This window comes from Sphingobacterium kyonggiense (genome assembly GCF_039536825.1).
Lineage (GTDB): Bacteria > Bacteroidota > Bacteroidia > Sphingobacteriales > Sphingobacteriaceae > Sphingobacterium > Sphingobacterium kyonggiense.
The window spans coordinates 622,118-644,211 of sequence record NZ_BAAAZI010000006.1; the positions used below are offsets into that span (position 1 = coordinate 622,118).

General features: G+C 35.5%; 16 protein-coding genes and 1 tRNA gene. 8 read left to right on the forward strand and 9 right to left on the reverse strand.

The window, feature by feature from the left end; translation table 11 throughout:
• Positions 1-163 precede the first annotated feature (163 nt).
• Positions 164-4,015 (forward strand): TIM-barrel domain-containing protein, encoded by a 3,852-nt coding sequence (locus tag ABD676_RS07605; protein ID WP_344673999.1) that lies wholly within the window; start codon positions 164-166, stop codon positions 4,013-4,015.
• A 60-nt stretch (positions 4,016-4,075) separates the two neighbouring features.
• Here the strand turns inward: ABD676_RS07605 and ABD676_RS07610 are convergent, their stop codons facing one another.
• From ABD676_RS07610 to ABD676_RS07620, 3 genes are all read right to left on the reverse strand, one after another.
• The gene (locus tag ABD676_RS07610) at positions 4,076-4,810 is read right to left on the reverse strand and encodes a hypothetical protein (RefSeq protein WP_344674000.1); all 735 of its coding nucleotides are present in this window, start codon (positions 4,808-4,810) and stop codon (positions 4,076-4,078) included.
• Positions 4,811-5,016: 206 nt separating this feature from the next.
• Positions 5,017-5,562 carry a hypothetical protein gene (locus ABD676_RS07615; protein WP_344674001.1) on the reverse strand — a complete coding sequence of 182 codons (546 nt, stop codon included), beginning with the start codon at positions 5,560-5,562 and terminating at the stop codon, positions 5,017-5,019.
• 640 nt (positions 5,563-6,202) lie between these two features.
• Positions 6,203-6,727 (reverse strand): YceI family protein, encoded by a 525-nt coding sequence (locus tag ABD676_RS07620; RefSeq protein WP_344674002.1) that lies wholly within the window; start codon positions 6,725-6,727, stop codon positions 6,203-6,205.
• A 334-nt stretch (positions 6,728-7,061) separates the two neighbouring features.
• Here ABD676_RS07620 and ABD676_RS07625 point away from each other — a divergent pair, with 334 nt between their 5' ends.
• A complete protein-coding gene (locus tag ABD676_RS07625; RefSeq protein ID WP_344674003.1) occupies positions 7,062-7,601 on the forward strand; it encodes a DUF5025 domain-containing protein in 540 nt (179 codons plus the stop codon).
• A gap of 221 nt (positions 7,602-7,822) precedes the next feature.
• Here ABD676_RS07625 and ABD676_RS07630 read toward each other — a convergent pair whose 3' ends face one another.
• On the reverse strand, positions 7,823-8,398 hold the full coding sequence (locus ABD676_RS07630; protein ID WP_344674004.1) for a hypothetical protein: 576 nt from the start codon (positions 8,396-8,398) through the stop codon (positions 7,823-7,825).
• 724 nt (positions 8,399-9,122) lie between these two features.
• On the opposite strand from ABD676_RS07630, the gene ABD676_RS07635 reads away from it, so the two are divergent.
• On the forward strand, positions 9,123-9,785 hold the full coding sequence (locus ABD676_RS07635; protein WP_344674005.1) for an NAD-dependent epimerase/dehydratase family protein: 663 nt from the start codon (positions 9,123-9,125) through the stop codon (positions 9,783-9,785).
• 518 nt (positions 9,786-10,303) lie between these two features.
• Here ABD676_RS07635 and ABD676_RS07640 read toward each other — a convergent pair.
• The 5 genes from ABD676_RS07640 to ABD676_RS07660 all read right to left on the reverse strand — a co-directional run bounded on the left by ABD676_RS07640 (position 10,304) and on the right by ABD676_RS07660 (position 15,180).
• On the reverse strand, positions 10,304-12,976 hold the full coding sequence (locus ABD676_RS07640; RefSeq protein ID WP_344674006.1) for a carboxypeptidase-like regulatory domain-containing protein: 2,673 nt from the start codon (positions 12,974-12,976) through the stop codon (positions 10,304-10,306).
• Positions 12,977-12,985: 9 nt separating this feature from the next.
• Positions 12,986-13,864, reverse strand: coding sequence for a GLPGLI family protein (locus tag ABD676_RS07645; RefSeq protein ID WP_344674007.1), 879 nt, complete (start codon positions 13,862-13,864; stop codon positions 12,986-12,988).
• An 87-nt stretch (positions 13,865-13,951) separates the two neighbouring features.
• On the reverse strand, positions 13,952-14,305 hold the full coding sequence (locus tag ABD676_RS07650) for a hypothetical protein (RefSeq protein ID WP_344674008.1): 354 nt from the start codon (positions 14,303-14,305) through the stop codon (positions 13,952-13,954).
• On the reverse strand, positions 14,298-14,846 hold the full coding sequence (locus tag ABD676_RS07655; RefSeq protein WP_344674009.1) for an RNA polymerase sigma factor: 549 nt from the start codon (positions 14,844-14,846) through the stop codon (positions 14,298-14,300). Before ABD676_RS07655 ends, ABD676_RS07650 begins: the two co-directional genes overlap by 8 nt.
• Positions 14,839-15,180, reverse strand: a complete 342-nt coding sequence (locus ABD676_RS07660) for a hypothetical protein (RefSeq protein WP_344674010.1) — start codon at positions 15,178-15,180, stop codon at positions 14,839-14,841. The genes ABD676_RS07655 and ABD676_RS07660 overlap by 8 nt, the downstream gene beginning before the upstream one ends.
• A 179-nt stretch (positions 15,181-15,359) precedes the next feature.
• Between ABD676_RS07660 and ABD676_RS07665 the strand changes: the two genes are divergently transcribed.
• The 5 genes from ABD676_RS07665 (at position 15,360) to ABD676_RS07685 (ending at position 21,835) form a co-directional block, all read left to right on the forward strand.
• Positions 15,360-17,492, forward strand: coding sequence for an HD family phosphohydrolase (locus ABD676_RS07665; RefSeq protein WP_344674011.1), 2,133 nt, complete (start codon positions 15,360-15,362; stop codon positions 17,490-17,492).
• Positions 17,493-17,605: 113 nt separating this feature from the next.
• A tRNA-Ser gene (locus ABD676_RS07670) sits at positions 17,606-17,692 on the forward strand.
• Positions 17,693-17,932: 240 nt separating this feature from the next.
• A complete protein-coding gene (locus ABD676_RS07675) occupies positions 17,933-18,913 on the forward strand; it encodes a HEAT repeat domain-containing protein (protein ID WP_344674012.1) in 981 nt (326 codons plus the stop codon).
• 1,511 nt (positions 18,914-20,424) lie between these two features.
• Positions 20,425-20,799 carry a hypothetical protein gene (locus ABD676_RS07680; protein WP_344674013.1) on the forward strand — a complete coding sequence of 125 codons (375 nt, stop codon included), beginning with the start codon at positions 20,425-20,427 and terminating at the stop codon, positions 20,797-20,799.
• A gap of 232 nt (positions 20,800-21,031) precedes the next feature.
• Complete coding sequence (locus tag ABD676_RS07685; protein WP_344674014.1) at positions 21,032-21,835, forward strand: sterol desaturase family protein; 804 nt, start codon at positions 21,032-21,034, stop codon at positions 21,833-21,835.
• Positions 21,836-22,094 lie beyond the last annotated feature (259 nt).

Here is a 22,094-nt window from a genome sequence, read left to right on the forward strand (position 1 = left end):
ACTATTGTAGTATATATCATACATTTCATTTCCTATCTATTGTAACTTATTAATAACCGTCGATTATTTTCTCTCAAACTTTACTACCTTTAGGCACCTAATTTTAAAACATACGATTACAATCGAAAAACAGTATTTGAAGTAATTATATTGATCGTATAACATGCATAACAAACACACTAAGGTGTACTGGGCAATAGCTTGTTCGTTGTTTTTTGCCAGTCCATCTGTGGCTTTGCCACATCAACCTCAAACCATTGTCTCCCAACAACCTGGAGATTTACACATTCTTTCTATTTCTAAAATTAATCCAACAACAGTTGAACTGTTATTATCCAATAATCAACGGATAACGATGGATTTTTATGGAAATAATATCTTTCGCTTATTCCAAGATAATAATGGCGGGATACTTCGTGATCCACAAGCCAAGCCACCTGCACAAATCCTGGTGGATAATCCAAGGAAAAAATTGGAAGAGTTAACTGTCAAAGACGAAGCAAGTGTAGCATCTATTGAAACAGAAGCTATCCGAGTTGAATTTGATAAGGCTTCGACTAAATTCAAGGTGTACAATAAGAAAAATAAGCAGTTGGTATTGGAATCTGCTGCTGCAACTACATTTGACAAGAAACAAGTCAACCTAAAATTTGTAGAACATCCTGATGAGTATTTCTATGGTGGAGGTGTTCAAAATGGACGTTTCTCGCATAAGGGTAAATCCATTGCCATAGAAAATACCAACAGCTGGACTGACGGAGGGGTGGCATCGCCTACACCTTATTACTGGTCAAGTAAAGGCTATAGTCTGATGTGGTATTCTTTCAAAAAAGGAAGATATGACTTCGGAAATAAAGAAAAGGGAATCGTTAATCTGCAACATGAAACCGATTACCTAGATGCTTTCATTACTGTAAGTGATTCACCTGTAGGTCTATTAAATGATTTTTACCAATTAACTGGTCATCCGGTATTACTGCCTAAGTTTGGTTTCTACCAAGGACATTTGAATGCTTATAACCGCGATTATTGGAAAGAAGATCCAAAAGGAATCTTATTCGAAGATGGCAAGCGTTATAAAGAAAGCCAGAAGAATGAAGGTGGTACGAAGGAATCTTTAAATGGTGAAAAGAATAACTATCAATTTTCTGCTCGTGCGGTAGTAGATCGTTATAAAAATCACGATATGCCATTAGGTTGGGTATTACCAAATGATGGATACGGTGCTGGTTATGGGCAAACAGAAACCTTAGATGGTAATATTCAAAACCTTAAAAGCTTTGGAGAGTATGCTCGTGAGCATGGTGTAGAGATTGGTTTATGGACCCAATCTGACTTACACCCAAAAGATTCTATCGGGGCACTTTTACAACGTGATATTGTAAAAGAAGTTCGTGATGCGGGTGTTCGTGTTTTGAAAACAGACGTTGCATGGGTTGGAGCTGGATATTCTTTTGGACTAAACGGTGTGGCGGATGTTGGCCATATCATGCCTTACTACGGGAATGATGCCCGTCCTTTCATTATCTCTTTAGATGGTTGGGCAGGTACGCAACGCTATGCTGGTATCTGGTCTGGTGATCAAACGGGTGGCGTATGGGAATATATTCGATTCCACATTCCTACCTATATCGGTTCAGGGCTTTCTGGTCAACCAAATATTACCTCCGATATGGATGGTATTTTCGGTGGAAAGAACAATACGGTGAATACGCGTGATTTCCAATGGAAGACTTTCACACCTATGGAATTGAATATGGATGGTTGGGGTTCTAATGAGAAATACCCGCATGCATTAGGTGAACCGGTGACTTCCATTAACAGACATTACCTGAAGTTGAAGTCCGAATTAATGCCATATGCTTATAGTATAGCTAAGGAAGCCATCGATGGTAAACCGATGATCCGTGCCATGTTCTTGGATTATCCAAACCAATATACGCAAGGTACAGCTACGCAATACCAGTTCCTTTATGGACCGAGTATCCTTGTAGCACCTATATATCAAGAAACTAAAGTTGATACCCTAGGCAACGATATTCGCAATGGTATCTACCTTCCTGAAGGTAAATGGGTCGACTATTTTACGGGTGAAGAATATGCAGGAAATACTATCCTAAATAATTTCGATGCTCCTATATGGAAATTGCCTGTTTTCATCAAACGTGGTGCAATTATTCCGATGACGAATCCGAATAACAACGTTAAGGAAATCCAACAAGATAAACGTATTTACGAAATCTACCCATACGGTAAAACCATTTTTAATGAATACGATGATGATGGAAGAACGCAAGCTTACCAATACGGTAAGGGTTCGACTACTTGTATCGATTCGGAATTGGATGAAAAAGGCAATGTGAAGATTGCTGTATTCCCAACCGTAGGTGAATTTAATGGACAGGTCAAGGATAAATCGACCGAATTCCGCGTTAATGTGACGAAGAAACCTAAACGTGTTAATGCTTACATCGGACGCAAAAAGGTAAGCTTAAAAGAGGTGAATACCTTAGCAGATTTTAATGCTGGCGAGAATGTTTATTTTTATGATGCACAGCCTAACTTAAATAAGTTTGCAACTGCTGGAAGCCCATTCTCTAAGGTAGCTATTGTAAAAAATCCTTTGGTATATATCAAGATCGAAAAGGTTAATACCATGGAAGATGCTGTTTCTGCAGTCATCAATGGATTTGAGTATGCACCAGCGAATACTTATTTGAAATCTACAGGCGCATTGACTGCTCCAGCTGATGTTCAAATAACCGATGCTAATACCAAAGCCTTTACCCTGTCTCCAACCTGGACAAAACAGGCAAATGCGGATTATTATGAAATCAAGTTCAACGATATGGTATACTCGCATATCCAAGATACTACACTTTTATTTGAAGGATTAAAGCCTGAAACAGCTTACCAATTCCAGATCCGTGCTGTCAATAAAGAAGGTGCTTCAGATTGGAAGGATTTCCAAAAAACAACGAAATCTAATCCACTTCAATTCGCAATCACCGGTATTACGGCTAAGACATCTGTTCCAAATCAAGGTTCAGAGGGTGTAAACAGGTTGTTTGATTTTGATGAGGGTAACATGTGGCATACGAAATGGGGACAAAAGGCTGTTCCTTTTGATATGATCATTGATCTTCATTCGTTCAACCAATTGGATAAGTTCCATTACTTACCTCGTTCTGGACGCGGAAATGGTATCTTGTTAAAAGGTGAGGTGTTCTATAGTGCTGATCAAAAGAACTGGACAAAAGCCGGTGACTTCAATTGGGAAGCAAATGATACCGAGAAACGTTTTGAGTTTAAGGATAAACCGAATGCTCGTTTCATTAAGATCAATGTAAGTGAAGGACTTGGTGGTTTTGGCTCTGGTCGTGAGCTTTATGTATTTAAAGTACCAGGAACTGAAAGTTATAAACCAGGAGATATCAATAATGACCGATTAATCGATATTAATGATTTAACATCTTACACCAACTATACCGGATTACGTCAAGGAGATGCTGATTTCGAGGGTTATGTAAGTAATGGTGATATCAATAAAAATGGATTGATCGATGCTTATGATATTTCAGTTGTTTCCACCCAGTTAGAAGGAGGTGTAGAACTAAATGATCAGGATAAATTAACAGGTTCTTTAAGCATCAGTACGCCAAAAGCAAATTATGCGAAGGATGAAATTGTAGAAATACATGTTAAGGGTAATAAGCTAGCTGCGGTAAATGCCTTAAGCTTCGCATTGCCTTATAGTCCTCAAGATTATGAATTTGTAGGTATTGAAAACATCAAATTAAAAGGAATGGAGAATTTAACTAATGATCGTTTGCATACCAATGGTCAGAAAGCGCTTTATCCAACCTTTATCAATATCGGCAACAAGGAGACCTTAAAAGCAGATAATGAGGATGTCTTAATTATCAAGCTGAAAGCGAAACGTGCTGTTAAATTCAATTTAAAACCTATTGACACCATTTTGGTAGATAAAAGTTTAAATACCATCAGCAATTAATAAATTATATAAAATATTAAGCCTACTTACTGTGTCAAGCAGTAGGTAGGCTATTATTATTTAACGATCTTTATGTTTTAGGTATTTCTGGTATTCTGTTGCTGTTAGTCGATCTTTGACCAGATCTTCAATGGCTTCTTCTTGCATCACATGAGCAAAAAAATGATCATTATTGGCGAGGACAATTAGTGGAGATGGAGATGAAGGTTTCGCTAATTTTAAATTCTCCTGAATGACTTCTTTTGCAGACAAAGCTTGTTTCATAAAAGCACTTGTCCATATCAAAACAATGACATCATTCGAGGTTGTCTGCTGATCGCTAAGTCCTAAATCCATTATATTACTTAATTTTTGCAGATTCCATTTTTCATGCTGTGTAGGTTTAACGGAGCTTGGGATGTATTGGTCAAACCTGCCTAATACATTCCAATCCAAATTTCCTGTAATTGTTCCTTTAGCATAACAATTCGCATGGTAGGATTGAAGCTGGCCTTTTTTGAAATATAGAATTTGTACCGGTTGATAAGCATCTTTTACCGTAATAGAGTCCACTAATGCCATATAACGAACGCTGGCTGTGTCCGTAAGAATTGCGGAGCTAAGTGGAGAATCAAAACCTTTCTTTAATTTCTCAACGTTTTTTGCATATAGGGGTTGATCAAATTCCTTAATAGATTTTATACCCATTGTACGCATTAACATGGACTGACAGGAACTGAAACTGATCAGGAATAGTAAGCAGAATGAAAATAAATATGCGGTATTTCTCTGTTTAACTTTACGTATAACTTTCATAATGGGTTGTTTAAATTAGTTTTTAGCTTATTGAAAATAAAGTTAAGTATTGGTTTTTATCGCAAAACCTAATTTTTGTTAAAAATGAGTTTAAAAGAAAGGCTGATGTTTACTAAGTATTTCGAGAAATAGGAGATATACCAGGCATAAATTCCCCATAAAAAAAGGCAACTCTCGAGTTGCCTTTGCTATAAAGTTAAATACTTTTAAAAAGAATATCCAAAACCAATGTATGGCCAGTAAGGGATAAAGTCACCTGATCCAAATACTGGTGAGAAACCAGCACGGAAGCTAAATCCACCATCAACCGGTTGGCGACGATATCCAAATGTTAGATTTCCTAATACATTGCTTGCAGATCCACCGTCTAGAAAGAAAACTCCATCAGTGTCACCTTCTTGTTCATCTTTAGCGGTAGCATGAACAAATGTAGCTCCTGCACCCATTTCAAAGTAATTTCCTTTTTTACCCAAAAGATAATTTACTCCAATTGGAACAGTTAACATGCTTACATTGTCCACAGAAACATAACTAATACCCACACGACCACCTAAGCCATTTAAGGTATTCTGAAAACGGGTGTCGTAATTAAAAGAGTATGTTATCCCTGGACCTAATATCTCAAAGTAGACATTCTGTGAGCGTCTTCCCGGTTCATACGTGTTTGGATTACGCGTATTTGCATCCTGTGCAAATGACGAAACTGCTAGTCCCAAACTTAATAGTGTAGTAGTAATGGTTTTTAATTTCATAAATTCCTTGTGATTAGTTCTTCAAATATAGTGTTAATTATTGACCTAAATTAAATGTGTGTTAATTATCGTTTAAATTCATATTCGCGATCTGTCTAAGTTTTCCATTAAACGTATTACGATAAAGAGTTGCTACAAAAAGATTTAGAGTACAAAAAGCCGTTTTTAGTTATTTTCATCTGCGGAAAAATGGTCATAATTATAGCTTTAATGTTTCTTTCCATTTAAATAGTTAGTTCATTTTTAAGACAGTTTTCCTAGGGAAAAGTTTAATTATTACATGTGTTTTATTTTAGTTTGCTTCGTTACTTGTACGGATTTTACTTGGATCTGCTAGGGATTTCGTTCGGATCTCGTTCGCTTCTAACCGAACGAGATCCGAACGAGATCCGAACAAGTTCCGAAGGAGATCCGAAGGAGATACAAAGCAAACCCTAAGAAAGTAGGGTTGAAACCCTAAGAATGTAGGAAAATAAGTAAAGATGAAATACAAGTGAAAACTTAATATTATATAATAGAAAATGAATATCGAACCATGATATTTAGTAACTAGACTATTCTGTTAAAAGACAAAATTAAGGTATTTAAAAAAAAAGGGCTGGATAAAAATCCAACCCTTTTCAGAAATATGAAAATAAAATTATGCTAATACGAATTGTAATTCAGCTTGGAATTTTACATCATCACTTACCATTACACCACCAGTTTCTAAAGCTGCATTCCAAGTAAGTCCGTAATCATTACGGTTGATTTTACCAGCTACAGTATAACCTGCTTTTTCATTACCCCAAGGATCTTTGCTGATACCACCAAATTCTACATCGAAAGTAATTGGTTTGGTTACTTCTTTGATGGTAAGATCACCAGTTAATTTAAAATCTTCCTCATCTACTTTTTCAATTTTAGTAGAAACGAACTTGATAGATGGGTGAGAAGCTGCGGCGAAGAAATCTTCACTTTTTAAGTGTTGATCACGTTGCTCGTTGTTGGTATTAATAGAGTCAGTTTTGATATCTACGGTGATAGATGCGTTTTCTAAACCTTCGCCATTGTTTTCTACTTGAATGTCGAATGCTTTGAATTGACCTTTAACGGTAGAGATCATCATGTGTCTTACTTTAAATTCAATTTCACTGTGTGCTGGGTCTAAATTCCAAGTTGCCATATTCTTTTTCTTTTTAATGTTATTAAATATTTTGTTTTATCTTTTTGTTTGTATGACAAAGGTATAGGCTTTCCTAAGGCTGCACATTGATGTATGTTAAGAAATGAAAATTTAATATGATTAATAATTTCTTAACGAAAAGATGGGAGGGAATCATTTTAAATTTAAATACTTATTTCAATGAATATTTTTTATACTTGCATGCCCTTAGAAAGGATGTTTCTTGCAATAGTTTATATAGGCACAGTTTCATAAAAAAGATGTAATAGGTCATAGCTTAACATCCGAAATGAAAGAAAACCTTTTCTAAGGTCACTGACATTAATAATACAACATGAAAATTAAAATATTAGCTGGTATACTACTTTTGTCCTTATTGTCTTGTAATAAAGGGGAAGAAATAGAGCCAATTAAATATCAGGGAATGTTTAAAGGGGATGTAGGAAGAAATAGTTTCCATCTAGAAAATACGCCTTTACAAACTCCTGTAAAATCCAAGGTAGGTCAAGATTTGGAACTTGAAGTCGTAATAGATGGTGGAAGTGGAGAGAACAGACCGGGAAATTACACCTATAACTATAAATTAGAAGTGCTTCTTTCTAATATTTCGAAGGACAAGATATTCGAATCGTTTTCAGATCGTGGTAATTCAAATAGTAAAGATTTCAATCGTGTAAAAATTGCCGTCTATGAAAAGTATTATTCTACTGTTGTCGATAAAATTTATACGGCTCCAGAAAACAAAAAGGCATTGAAAATAAGTATTGATGATATAGATGGTTCCGTAGTTAAAGGAAGTATAAATGGCTACTTGTTCAATACTGCAGATTTAAAAGATAGTATTTTGGTCGTTGCAAACTTTATTTCTGATTAATAAAATAAAGGTTTAAACTTCCATTGTAACCTTTAAAGTGCTAAGTACTGGAATCTTTTGAGCTTAATGCTGATTCAGAACTTAATTTTAAGGATTTTTTACACTTAAGGAAAAAAAAAGGTTGAATAAATAGCGGGTGGAAATCAAGAATTTGGATTGATTAGTTGTGAAGGCTGCATTGGAAAATGTAGCCAATATTTTTTCAGAACCTATTTTAAAAGCTATTCACTGTTGGAGGAGATTGATTCTGTCCTCATGATCAATTTTTGGTATAGCTGATTTGAATCGGCTTTTTTTGTGATTCTTCTTCGAATTAAATAGAAAGTAAGACAAGCAAATGAGGCCATCATTAGCATGCATATTAGCATCATTCCACCAAGGAATTGGTATAATATGGAACCTTTAACGTAAAGGTATTCCTGGGAGAGGAATAATCGGGTTTGATTTGGGTCGTTTTTATGAACGAATAGAATGGGCTGTTTGCTTTCTATAATTTCACTGGCACGTTGAATGATATCTTCTTTTTTCTGGTATGTGTCTAATTTGGTCCAAAGTGGAAAATACCGACGAAGGGCTCTTTTCTCTATCGTATTGATGGTGCTTCCTTGGTGCAAAAACTGATAATTTGCTGTCACATATGCAAATCCACTACTTTTAAACCCTTGGAAGTTATGGGCTTCAATCTCTTGAATTTCCATTTTTGTCTTATCCCAATTTTTATGACTCCATTGAAACTCTTGTACTTTGAAATAAGGTGAAATGGATAAACCAATCTGAAAAAGGATATATACAAACACGAAGGTGCTGTAAAGTTTAATAAAAATGGTTTTGGGAATTCTTCGCTTGCGGAAGTTAATAATGAAGACTATTAAGAGTGTAATAATAAGGCTGTATAGGGCAAATCTTATTGGAAAAACGAAGCAAACTATTACCAACAAAAAAATGGACATGATGGTCTTTCCAATGCTGTCACTTACTTTATCTCTTTTTCGTTTAAATTCCAAAATAGCAATACTTGTTGGGCCAAATATAATCGCTTTTTAGGCTACTGTTAAATATAACGAACGTATAAATATAAATAATCGTGTATCGTGCTATTTTACCACATTTAGCTTAAAAATTGTTGTCTCGTATTCCTTGTTGTGATGGAAAATTAGGTTTAAATAAAATAAACTGATGATGTTTTCATTCGATTACCTAAATAGGTGAAAATTATGGTTTTATAAGCTAATAATTTGTGTTTATTAAGATTGATTCTATGTCTATTTGAGGCTAAAAGCATCTGATGTTAATGGAGTTAATTTAAGGTATATGGAAATGGGATTTATTAGAATTGTTTGTTAGGAATTAAAGAGAAAATACCATTTGTTTCTTAAAAAGTGCTAAAATTTTAATGGATAACGAGTTATTTTTTAAGAGATCTGGTAATAAATGCTATTTTTTTAGTTTTGACGTCTGAATTGGAACAATTTATGCGATTATGATTTTTATCTATCGAATAGAAATAAGAAGAGTTCAACTATGAGAATAAAGGTCATAATAACGGGTTCAACTGGTATGGTTGGGGAAGGGGTTTTGCAGGAATGTATGGAAAACCCATCCGTTGAGGAGATCTTATTGATCAACCGGAAGCCTTATGGTATTCAGGATCCTATGGTTAAGGAGGTTATTTTGGCTGATTTCAATGATTTATCGTCATTAGGAGATTCCTTAAAGGATTATGATGCCTGTTATTTTTGTGCTGGAGTTTCTTCTATTGGTTTATCGGAAGATGAATATTATAAATTGACTTATTCACTGACGCTAAATTTTGCAAAAAGCTTAGCTGCGATCAATCCGAATATGGTTTTCTGCTATGTCTCAGGTCGTGGCACGGACAGCAGTGAAGAAGGCCGAGTAAGCTGGGCTCGTGTGAAAGGAAAAACCGAGAACGATTTGATGAAACTTCCTTTTAAAGCCGTGTATAACTTCCGCCCCGCATTTATGAAACCTACCGAAGGAGCAAAAAATATCAAACCACTTTTTAAGGTTATTTCCTTTCTGTATCCCATCATGCGCCCTTTTAATAAAGCTTATTTTTTGACCTTGTCAGAAGTAGGGAAGGCAATGATTAATGTCTCACTTGACGGCTATAACAAAAATATTCTGGAGATTCAGGATATTTCATTTTTGGCCAAGGAATGAGGTGCCCGAAGGGCAGTATTTTGTATTAAGTATTTAGTATTTAGACCTATTGGCGGGAGAATAGTTCGAAGGATCCTTCGACCGTTTATATTAATCCATAAAATCTAATCCGTCACAGGTCTTTATACTTAATTCTAAGTGCTTGTGCTATTTTTTCATCGGGCAGACATTCCGCTGCGCTTAGTGCTGCCCCTACGCAGGGCTGCTATTGGGCGGATAGGAAACTATCTAGGTAATATGTATGGTAGGGGCGGTACTGAGTGAGTTTGAAGAAGGAGATTCATCTCCAATAAAAACGATCGGAATGTCCGCCCGAGATAATTCAATTTAAGGAATTTAGAAGATTTTAATTTTATGCGGTCGATGCATGCATCGACCCTACAAACAATCGTGAAAATATTGGCAATTAACCTCATAACCGTAGGGTCGAAGCATGCTTCGACCGTTTCCATAATTCAATAAATTTTCTTTCTAACAGCGCAGCGGTCTCATATCTCATATCTATCAGCGTAGCGGTCTCATTTAAAATTAAACACCGCCTTTAACACGGCTGTTCTTCCTCGTAGCTGATACTGATTATGCTGTTCAATATTGGCATTAATTAAATAGGTTTCATAAGTTTTGATATTGGCTAAGTTTTGAAGGTTAAGCTCGATATCGGTATTTAGTTTTTTGATGCGGTATCTGGCGAAGGCGTCAAGAAAGACATAGTTGATGTCGTTCATGCCTATTTGCTGAACAAATTGATGTCTTGCAGCAAAGCGTAGATATAGTGCATTGAATGAGTATATAGGTAAAGCCAAGTTTTGGTTGATATGGAAAGTTTTTCGGCTTTGATCTGGACCTGCTTGAACTTGACGGTTATCGGATAAGTTGAAGGAACCGTTGTAAGAAAGGTTGAGGCTTTTCCATACTTTGGTTTCAATGCTACTGTTGAATCCGTAATTAAATTGTTTATAGGCAAGTAATTCTTGATTAAATAGGCGATTGTAATCGGTCATCGACCAGTTTGCTGCTAGTTTTAAAGAGCTGGCCAAGGAGAATATAAACTTGTCAAATCCTACTCGGGCATTCACCGTGTTAATTTGGTTTTCTCGATCAATTAACTGAGTCTGAGAGCTATTTTCGGTAATTTCATCGGCCATCATACTGCTGGAAATGGATTGGCTATAGCTAATACCCGCGTTAAAAAACATCATTTTGAGGGTACGAGCAAGGCGATAATCCAAGGAATATCTATTGCTTCGGTTCTCATTGATGTCAGCAATATTGTTGGATAAGCTTCTGTAGTTACGAATCAATACACCTCGATACACATTTTCTATATTTCCAAAAGTATTTCCTCTACTGGCGGTGAATTGTAAGTCATCTTCTGTTCCAATGAAATACTTAAAGTTAAAGCTAGGTGTAAATAAGAGTTTATTCTGATTTTCATCGATGTGAAATAAATCATCCTGATAGCTAGTGTATTGCAGGCTGAAGGGGAGGTCTAATTGGATAGAAAAACGTTTCTTAATCCATTCGTATTGTGCTTTGGCAGTGATTTGATATCTGGACCAGTCCATAGCATTTTGCATGGAATCTTGAAGAAGGTTCGTTTGGTGTCCGTTTTCCGAAATGGCAATATGAGAATTTAAGTTCTGTTTGTCAATTAAAGCCCCAATGGAGTAATTCTGAATGATGGTTTTGTTAGGTATTCGATAGCCTAGGTTCGCTGTTGAAAATAAGGTTGGGACTTCCACATATTGTATGCTGGCATCATAAGCTTGCCCTTGGTTTAGTTCATTTGGAAATACACCAGGTATCAAGGTTAATGTTTGTGGTTTATTGCCATAATCCATTTGCCAATTAAAATCAATGATATGATCCTTCTTGATTTTAGGCACATAGCTAAAGCGGTTAGAGAAACCACGTATTTTATGATCTCGCTGACCTTGATTTCTTAGGTTATTGCTAAGGATATCTGCTCTTCCTTCTTCTGATTCATACTCGAAGGCCAACTGGTTGTTGATGTATTGCTTCTCTGTGTTTTTACTGGCAGTAAAACGTAAAGAAGTCAACCAATCGGTTGTTTTTGCCTCTTGTATTTCATTCATTTCAATGATAGACCCCGAGCTTAGGTATTTGGTAGTTCCTTTGAAATTGTTTTTTATTCCACCATACATGGTTTGGATATTGGATTTTAACTGCCAATCCTTTTTTAAGTTGACCAGGTTGTTGGCATTTAGGGAGCCTTGATTATTCTGCAGATAATAGGTCGCATTGATGGCTGGATTTCCAATTGTTCCTAAGGATAGGAGGTTGTTTATCGGAGACTGCCCAAGTTTTGCTAAGATAGAAGCCTGATTGAAACCTATGAAATCAGAGCTTAGGTTTTTACCGACATTATTTCCCTGCAATACATTCAGCATTTTAAATTTCTTGTTGAATAAAATGCTGTTAACTTCTGTATCGTATAATTTCGGTATTCCTGCTCCTAGTTTTACCTCACCAGTCATTTTTAGTTTAGCATCATTCTTAATCACTAAATTGAGCGCGACATTATCAGAAAATCGCTTGTTTTTTAAGACCTTTAAATGCTCATGATTATTGATGACTTGAATGTCTTCCACCATTTTATGTGGAATGGTTCTAGTACCGATGCTATACCGATCATCTAATAGGTCATCTCCATCGATATAGAAATTGGAGATGGGCTTTCCTTGGTACTTTATAGAACCATTTTCTGAAACTTCAATTCCAGGCATTCTTTTGAGCACATCGCCAATGGAGCGATCCATCCCTGTAGCAAATTTCTCCACATTATAGGCAGTGGTGTCACCATGTCGTTGAATGGCGGGTTTAGATTTGACCACAATGGAATCTAATAGGGTGCTATTAGGGCTCATAAGCAGGGAAACCTCTTCTTGGAAATTTACCAACTTATGGATTATCTTTTTATACCCAAGATGATTAACTTCCAAATAAGCGCCAGTACTTGCCTTGCTAGCGTTAATGGTAAAATGACCATTGCTATCGGATGGTTTAAATCCAATTATCTTATCTTCTGCCGATTTCAATAGAACACTGGCAGAAGGGATGGGTTTATTGGTTTTTTTATCCAATAGATAGCCTTGTATGGTTTGGGTATGTCCAAGTAGGATGGATCCAAGCCAGGTAAGCAGGATGCTGATGAAGATTCGAAATACCATTCTAAGAAACTATGGTTTTAATTCAATAGGGTTATTCGTGATTTTAGATGGTTTATAATTTGGATCTGATGTTACGGAAACACTTTTTATGCCGGAAGCTGAACTGCTTGAGCTGGCTCTTGCTCCAACGACTATGTTTGTTATTTTAGCCCCAGAGCGCGTAGTTGATCCAATTTTAGATTGCATGTATGCTTGCGGATTGGCCTCGTATGCCTTCTGTAATTTTAGAATGTGTTCTTCCGTAGATTCAATAGCACCCATTGGAAATTCAATTTTAATATCCGTGTCCTCAGGCATCTTATCAAATCCTTCATATTCAAATGAAACTTCGTTTTTGTCATCGGAAGCTGATAAAATTAATCCTGGTAAGCCATGTAATTTCCATGGACCATAAGGGAAGGGTAGTTCCGTAGTAAACCATGCGGTATAATGACGACCTTTGAAATCAGTGGTTGCCTTTTGGCAGGTATATCCTCCAATTACTTTGGTTTCCTCTTGGATTTCCCAGTCTTGCTCTGGAAATTTAGTATCTAAAATAAAATAATCCATAGCCACCCGAGGTATTTCCTTTAAGCTTTTATCATTTGTGTTTAATAAAATGTATCTGGAAATTGGGCTAGCCGATTTGGTTAATTTAATGTTTCCATCAAATCCGGCACTTGATTGTATCTTTTTAATTTCTTCACTGACACGGCTGTTGGAATAGCTGGTATAGTAAGTACTGTGTTGTCCTAAATAGGTTACTACTTCATCGCGTATGGGTTGATCGCGTTGGTTCGTGTCATTGACATGTTTAAAGTTGTAATGCACTTTGGCCAATGGTTTCTCTTGAGCAGACAAACTGAATGCTGTGAGTAGGGTGGCGAAGAATAGAATCGACTTTATCATAGTATTGTTGTTTTTTAGTAAAGCTACGAAATATTAGTAATACTATATATAATAATTCTATTTTTTTTAAAAATTGCGTTGGTAGTATTAGGAGGGTAGTTTTTTAGTTCTTTGCAGTTCTCGAAGCCGGAGAATCTTATGGCATAAAATGATAATAAATATGATATATATAAATTGGGAAGCGAATTGAATAGCTGTTTTTACTTGGATATCGGATACACTTTCTTCTAGAGCTTTGCTTACGAGATAATTGAAAGCAATTCCAAATATGGCTCCAAAAGCAAAACTAATTAAGCTATATTTTCTAGATTGAGTGGCACGTTGTTGCGCTTCTTCAATTGCTTGAATCTTAGATAATACTTGTTCATCAAAATCTTGAAAAGGCATTTTTACTTCAGCCATTTTCATGATTTGTTTTATTTTATTTTCCTGATTATCCATAGTATTCGTGTTTTAATAAGCTATTCAATTGTTGAGCGAGGCGTTTTCTTGCTCGGTGCAAGATGACCTTGCAGTTGCTTTCAGTCCATCCGGTTACTTCCGTTAGCTCTTTTAGAGAGAGTTCTTCCAGGTAAAACAATCGAAGAGCTAATGCTTCCTGTCCGGGGATTCGGAGTAAGGCATCATTAATCACTTGTTTTCTTTCCTCGGCTAGGATTTGATTTAAAGCATGCTCTTCAAATTGAACATCCTGGACTTCAGAGTCTAGATTCAATAGGTCATTTTTATTTTTTTGAAGAGCCTTATATGCAGTATGGACTACAATTTTATAGAACCACGTACTGAATTTAGATTCTTTTTTAAATCGACTTAAGGATAGATAGGCTTGGACAAAAGCTTCCTGCGCAACTTCTTCGGCTAATAGTTCGTTTTTAACCAGAGAAATGGCAATGGCGAAAGCCATGTCCTTGTACGTATTGATAAAATACTTATAGGCATGGCGATCTCCAGAAAGGACTTTGTCGATGTAAAGACTATCCATTCAGTTGATTTTGATCCTTTTCTTTAATTCCATCTGCAATGATCATTGATCCACCAACCGTCAACAAGGTGATTCCGGTAAAGATGAATCCTGGCCATGAACTGTTTGGAAGGATCTGTAATTCGAAGATCAAACTGGAGATAAGGATTCCCACTCCAAATCCGATGATTACTATACCTAGTTTTTTCCAAGGAAATGGTGAACTTGGTAGTTTTGGAATTGGTCCGCCTAGTTTGGTGATGGTCTCCGAACGGTATTTACTAATAAAGAATACACAGAGGACCACGCAGATAAAAAAGGCGATCGGGATAAAAACGGCTAATACTTTTTCCATGATTTATTGAATTTATCCATTAGTGCTGGCAAATGAATAAAAGGTTACAAATTATTAAATATTTTCTATTTTGATCTAAAATAGAGGTGTCATTCAGTCTTTTGGGCTTTGCACCATAAAAGAAGCTGTTTTGCACGAAATTAATTACATTTGTTGAATAAGTGTATTAAATCGATATTGTGGCAAAGCTGAAAATCAATTACCCAAAGGATAAACTACAAAATAATTCTACCTTGTGGAAATATGGAATGGTGGTGCTTACCATCGTTTTAATCTGTATTTTCTTGCCAAAGCAACCACGTTTTAGGTATGAATACCAAAAAGGGAAGCCTTGGAATCATGAGAACCTTACTTCACCATATAATTTTGCTATCCTAAAAACACCAGAAGAGCTGGCAAGGGATAGGCAGCATATTCTGAATACGGTACAGCCAATCTATAACTTGAACGATGTAGCCAGCAAGGAGCAGATCGATCAATTTAATACCGATTTAAATGAAAAATGGCAAGCAAGTCAGCTGGATTCTACGGAAGGTGCCGATATCAATAAGTATCGAGCTGTTGGTAATGCTCTGCTCAATTATATTTATGATCGTGGGGTAATTTCCCTCAATAATCGATACCAAATAAAGGGGGATGATTCCTTAAAGAATGACCCTACAGCGATGGAATATAATTTTGTGCTGGTGCATGATAATATAGCCCAGCAGAAAAATACAGTCGATTCCTATACCATCGAAACGGCCAACCACTATATCAAGGATGCTTTAAGCAGGAACAAGGAGATAGGGCATAAGGCTTGGCTTGCAGAGATTCTCAAGAGTTACATCACGATCAATTTTGTGTTTAACGAGAGCCAAACGAATAAGGTAGAACAAAATGCATTGGCAAATATTTCGACCACGCGGGGGATGGTGCAAAAGGATGAATTGATTGCTGAACAGGGTAAAATTATCAATAACGACAGTTACCAGAAGTTAGAATCACTGAGGAAGGTTTATGAGGATGAATCCAGGATATCCGGTGAGCAGAATCTGGTCACCTTTGGGCATTTTATATTGATTTCATTGGCCATGACCCTGCTCATGGTGTTTCTCTATTTCTTTCGAAAGGATATTTTCAATAATAACAGGCTACTATTCATCATATTTATAGTGATACTGGTGATGCTGGGGGTACTGAGTTGGGCTATCAAGATGAAAATCCCAAGCTTGTACTACATACCTTATTGTAGTGTGCCGATCATCTTCAGATTGTTATTTGATACGCGGATTGCTTTGAATATTCACATCCTGATGGTCCTAGTGGCCGGTTTGTTTGTGCCAAATAGTTTTGACTTTGTGTTCTTGCAATTTACCGCTGGTATGGTGGCGATTTATAGTATTAAGACTTTGGTGAAAAGGGAGCAGTTCTTGGTGTCTTCGGTTATTATTTTGGCTACCTATATTATGGCCTATGTGGGATTGGTATTGACGCGTAACGGAACTTTCTCCAGTATCTATTGGGTAGATATCCTTCCATTTACAGTCAGCGTAGGATTGACCTTATTGGCTTATCCATTGATCTATGCTTTCGAGAAGTTATTTGGTATAGTATCGGATTTGACATTAATGGAATTAACGAATTCCAATTCGAGATTGCTTAGAGAGCTATCCTTGAAAGCTCCAGGTACTTTTCAGCACTCGCTACAGGTTGCTAATCTGGCGGAGGCTGCAATTTATAAGATTGGTGGTAATCCATTGCTGGTTAGGGCAGGGGCCTTGTATCACGATATCGGGAAGATGATTAATCCGCTTTACTTTATCGAGAACCAAAAGACAAATGATAATCCGCATGAGGAATTAACACCGGAACAAAGTGCGCAAATTATTATTTCCCACGTGCTAAAGGGAATTGAAATGGCAAGGAAACATCAAATGCCAGAGGTGTTGATTGATTTCATTCGTACGCACCATGGTACTACTAAAGTGGACTACTTCTATAACCTTGCTGTAAAGGATAATCCGGATAAGGTAATTGATGAGTCTATATTCAAATATCCTGGCCCTGTCCCGTTCTCTAAAGAGACGGCAGTGCTTATGATGGCTGACTCGGTGGAAGCTGCTTCAAGAGCCTTAAAAGAGCCTACAGAGGAATCTATCAATAACTTAGTAGATAAGATTATTGATCATAAGCTGATGCAGCGTCAATTCGCTAATGCAAATATCACCATGCGCGATATTACGGAAGCTTCGAAGATTTTCAAGGCTATGTTGAAGAGTATTTATCATGTTCGTATTGATTACGATCTGAGCAAGAAGAAAGATTCATAAAAAATATATTGAGATTCAGCGGGTTGGGTTATAGGGCTTGAAAATGTTAAAAAATTAGTAAAATCGGCTTTGTAGAGTAAAATAATTACTTTATGTTTGCACTGTCGAAACACGGAGAGGTGCCTGAGTGGCCGAAAGGAACAGTTTGCTAAACTGTCGTACTGGAAACGGTACCGCGGGTTCGAATCCCGCCCTCTCCGCAAAGATAATATGAAACCCACTGATTTCTCAGTGGGTTTTGTTGTTTTAGAAGATTAGGGGGATGATTAGGGGAATGAAAATTGAAAAAGGTTCAATTTATTACGCTAAATAATTTTTTAAAAAATATCTTACTTTAATTTAAATCTATTGCGCACATTTTGTAAACTAATGGTTTTATGATAGTTAATTGAAGTTTCGCAGATTCGTAGTTTTCAAAAAGTTGAGTAAATTTAAGCGTGGTGGGTAACCTTAAAAAAAAACTACCGAAAAAAATGGACATATATTTGACAAGTTTAATTGAGAGAACGTTGGATAAAAGCGACAGAGAAATTGTTCGTATAAGTTCTGAAAGTATCTCGTGGAAAGCTCTTCGTGAAGCGGAAAAAATTGATGATGAAAATTATATTACTCAACTTGTTCAATATATAGAAACTGAAAAAGAAAAAGAAAAGAGAGATAGTGCCTATTTTATTTTAGGACATATAGCAAACAACACTAAAAACAAAATCGCAACAGATTTTCTTATCGAAAGAATTGAAAAAGAGAAAGATAAAAGTATCTTATCTTCTTTGTTGGATAGAATTAAATATTTAGAAAAAACAGAAGAAACTGATATACAACCAATCATAAACGCAACTAAATCTAAAGTTTGGAGTATCCGACAAAGTGCAATTTCGGCCTTGTCAAATGCAAAAAATTCTTTGGCAGAAAATACATTATTGGAAATTATCAATAATTCAATTGATGAATATGACTTGTATTATGCAAATTGTTCGCTTTTGAGTACAGGAACAAAGAACAGCATTTCAAGTCTTGTAAAATTACTAGACCATAAAAAACAAGACGTTTCGGGAACTGCGTTAAGTGCTATTTTGAATCTTTCAGATAGTTCAAATTTGTCTTTATTTGTAAGCCAATTAGAGAAAGGAAAAAATAAATTTACTGCACTTTTAGGTGTAATTAAATTTGGAGATACTACTGTTATTCCAAATGTTGTAAAAAGAGTAAAAGAACTTGTATCAAAAAAGAGAACTCGTCAAGTAATTGGCAGTTATGGAAAAACTGAACTCATTTTTGCAATGGAATTTTTATCAAACTTTGCAAGCGAAAGCGATGAGCCTAAAAAAACCTATGATTTTTTAACAACTAAAAAAGCTGATTTTATTTGGGACAACGAAACTGAATGGTTGCTTGAAAACAAAAGCAAATTCGTGAAATAGGTAGGTTGCCTGCAACTGAAATAACCATTGGAAACATAGACATAAATCAATATTTATCCTATTGACTTTATATTCACATCACTTCAAACTTATTTGTAATTTTCCAAAAACTCTACAGCAATAGATTAAAATCCAGGCTAAGACAAATGCTCAACCAATTTAGCTTTGAACAATCGCCCTTAGATAAACATATATAATAAAGGAGGCTCAAAAGCCTCCTTTACACTATGAAGTATGACAATCGTAACTACATGTCGCACATCCATTAATTCTACTTCGATATGGATATTGTCTTATAGCTTCTTTTACGGCATCTTCACAATTATAAAACAAGCCTAAAAAACTTGTATTTGTAGCTATTGATAACCAATAACAACCTTCTTCATGGACTTCATAATCACCATTAGGTTGTACATTGTTGTTAATGTAATATTTCTTCATCTTTTTACTTGTTTTTTGTACTCTTCGAAGGCTTCAATGAAGGAGTATTACCCGGCGTGTTTTTATTATCGCGCTGACGTCTATCAGGCTTTCCTGTTGAAATTGCAGTCCTTTTTGGACCTGGTTTTAATGCCATATTGATTTGGATTAAAAATTAAAAAATTGATTATCAACTTTTGATAATCACTCAATACAATGGATTTACCCTAAGAAATTGGTATCCAACACCAACCGTGCCTATAGAAGAGAAGAAATATGAATTTTATTTGGTTAATAATTTATTTTAACCTTTATTTATAAAATATTTCGAAAATCTTCATACTACCTCTGCAGGTACTTATGATAAGCTAAAGAGTTATTTGCGTCCAACTTTTAACTCTTTTTTATTTATCTAATCTTACGTAGTTCATTAACTCATAATTCCCTCCTCATTAAGTGTTCAAGTATATACTAAATCAATTGAGTTACAATAAATATAAGCAACTAAAACAATTAGTAAAAACCTGACTTATCCACATTTTTTAAATCTTAATAGCTATAAAATTTAGTTTTATTGCTAATTATCTACAATAACGAAGTTTTATTGTGTATCTCCATGTGGAAAACTTTAAAACAAAGAAAATCAACAAATTAAACTAAAGCTAATTAGTTTGTAATTTTAATAATTTGTCTTACTTTTGCACTCACTTTAAGAAAAGGAGCAAAAAATCAATATTCCATATAACATCTTTTCTGACAAATTCCTTTTGCCTAACTTTTGTCTTTTCATTAACTTTAAACTATTAACCTAAGTACACAATAAATAAGCATGTCAGAAGATCAAAAGAAAGTTCTTGAACGTCAGTTTTAGGTAATTTCAGATATATTAAGTGGGAAATGAATACCAATCAATTCCAGGATTAAATCTTGGGACTTATGTTCTGTAAATACCCATCAAGGCGATGCGGACTTAGCACGGCTAAAAGAAATCATGGTCGAGCGCTTAGGCTATTTCTTAAGACCATCCGAACTTTTAATGTAAAGATATTGGTTATTTAGTATAACCTTTTAAAAACCAAAATAATAAGATTATGAGAATTATAGTTCTTTCAATTTTAGGATTTTTCCTAGCTTTTTCTTCATGTCAGAAAGATGATGAAACAATAGTAAATAAAGATGGAGATATTTTTTACGTAAAATATGAAATAAGTGGAAATGGGACTTATGGTAGATTTAGCAATTGGAGTGTAACTACGCCTAATAGACTTTATGTTAACACAGGTTATCAAACAAGATACTGGATGCAGACATATGGTCCGGTTAATAAGGGGTTTAATTGCGAAGTGAAAATTGACAATTATATTTCTGGTTCGCCTTCAATTAATATTCTTGTTTCAAAGAATAATGAACCTTTTGCTATCGTGTTAACAACGTCCGGGAAGAGTGCCTCTTATATTGTTCAATAACACATTGGATGAAGGTATATTATTTTTACTTTGTTTTCAATTGATTTCCAATCGTACAATCACCAAAAAAACTACTTCGTAAATTAAATTATTCTTTATAATTTAATACTTTAATTCTACTTGCCAATTCTAATTAATTCATGCTTGTTCCAAGCATAAATATTTATCTACCACCATTATTATTTCGACTTGCACTTATTTCAACTGGTTAATTTATTAAAACACCAACGTTATGGAAATGCTCGAAAAAATCCTAAACATCAATTCCAATTATGTCATAATTGGATTATTGGCCTTGTTCTTTCTGATGGAACAAGTGTTATCCAATCCATTTTCTTTCCGCCGTCGCGGGGAACATTTAATTCAGAATTTACTATTACTAATTTCTCTAACCCTGCTCAACCTATTTGTCTTAGTATGGCAAGTAAAACTGATGGACTGGCTAAATGCACAGCGAATAGGACTATTATTCCTATTTGAATTACCAATTTGGGTAAAGCTCATCTTAAGTGTTATGCTTTACGATTTTACGACTTATTGGATCCACAGGGCAGCGCACAAGGTGCCCTTACTGTGGCGATTGCATCGGGTGCACCATAGCGATGTCAAGATGGACTCTTCAACGACCTTCAGATTCCATCCATTGGAAATGATATTGGTTTATCAGGTTGGCAATGTACTCACAGTAACATTGTTTGGTACCGATGTATTTTCCATGGCCTTATATTACTTTATACTGAATATCTTCCTATTTCTAGAACACGCCAATCTCAATTATCCTTCTTGGATCAATAAAACCTTCGGATTGCTATTCGTCATGCCTGATCACCATCGTGTTCACCACCAACAGAATCAGTTCTATACAGATAGCAATTATGCCGATATTTTCATCATTTGGGATCGTTTATTCCGAACCTTCAAAACATTATCCCACTCAGAAATGAAGTATGGACTAATTGAATTTGAAAATCCAAAGCGACAAACATTTATGTACTTAATAAAAAGCCCGTTTAGTGATCCAAAGGATAAGGAATAATTCTACTATATCTTATTTAAAAAGTTCAGCATTTCTTGAAATTAAAGAATCGAGTTTGAACTGTCTCTAGATTGATAGAATTTGTTAAATATCTCTATGTCATTTGAACATAGGATTGGTATGGCATTACGCAGCATATCATCATTCCAATCCCACCATTTCATTTCCAGGAGCAAAAGCTTGAGCTCTAATGCAAATAATTATCTCTAAACTTCAAATCCCCAAAACATCAAAGAATGGCTTCATATTTGTTACACCT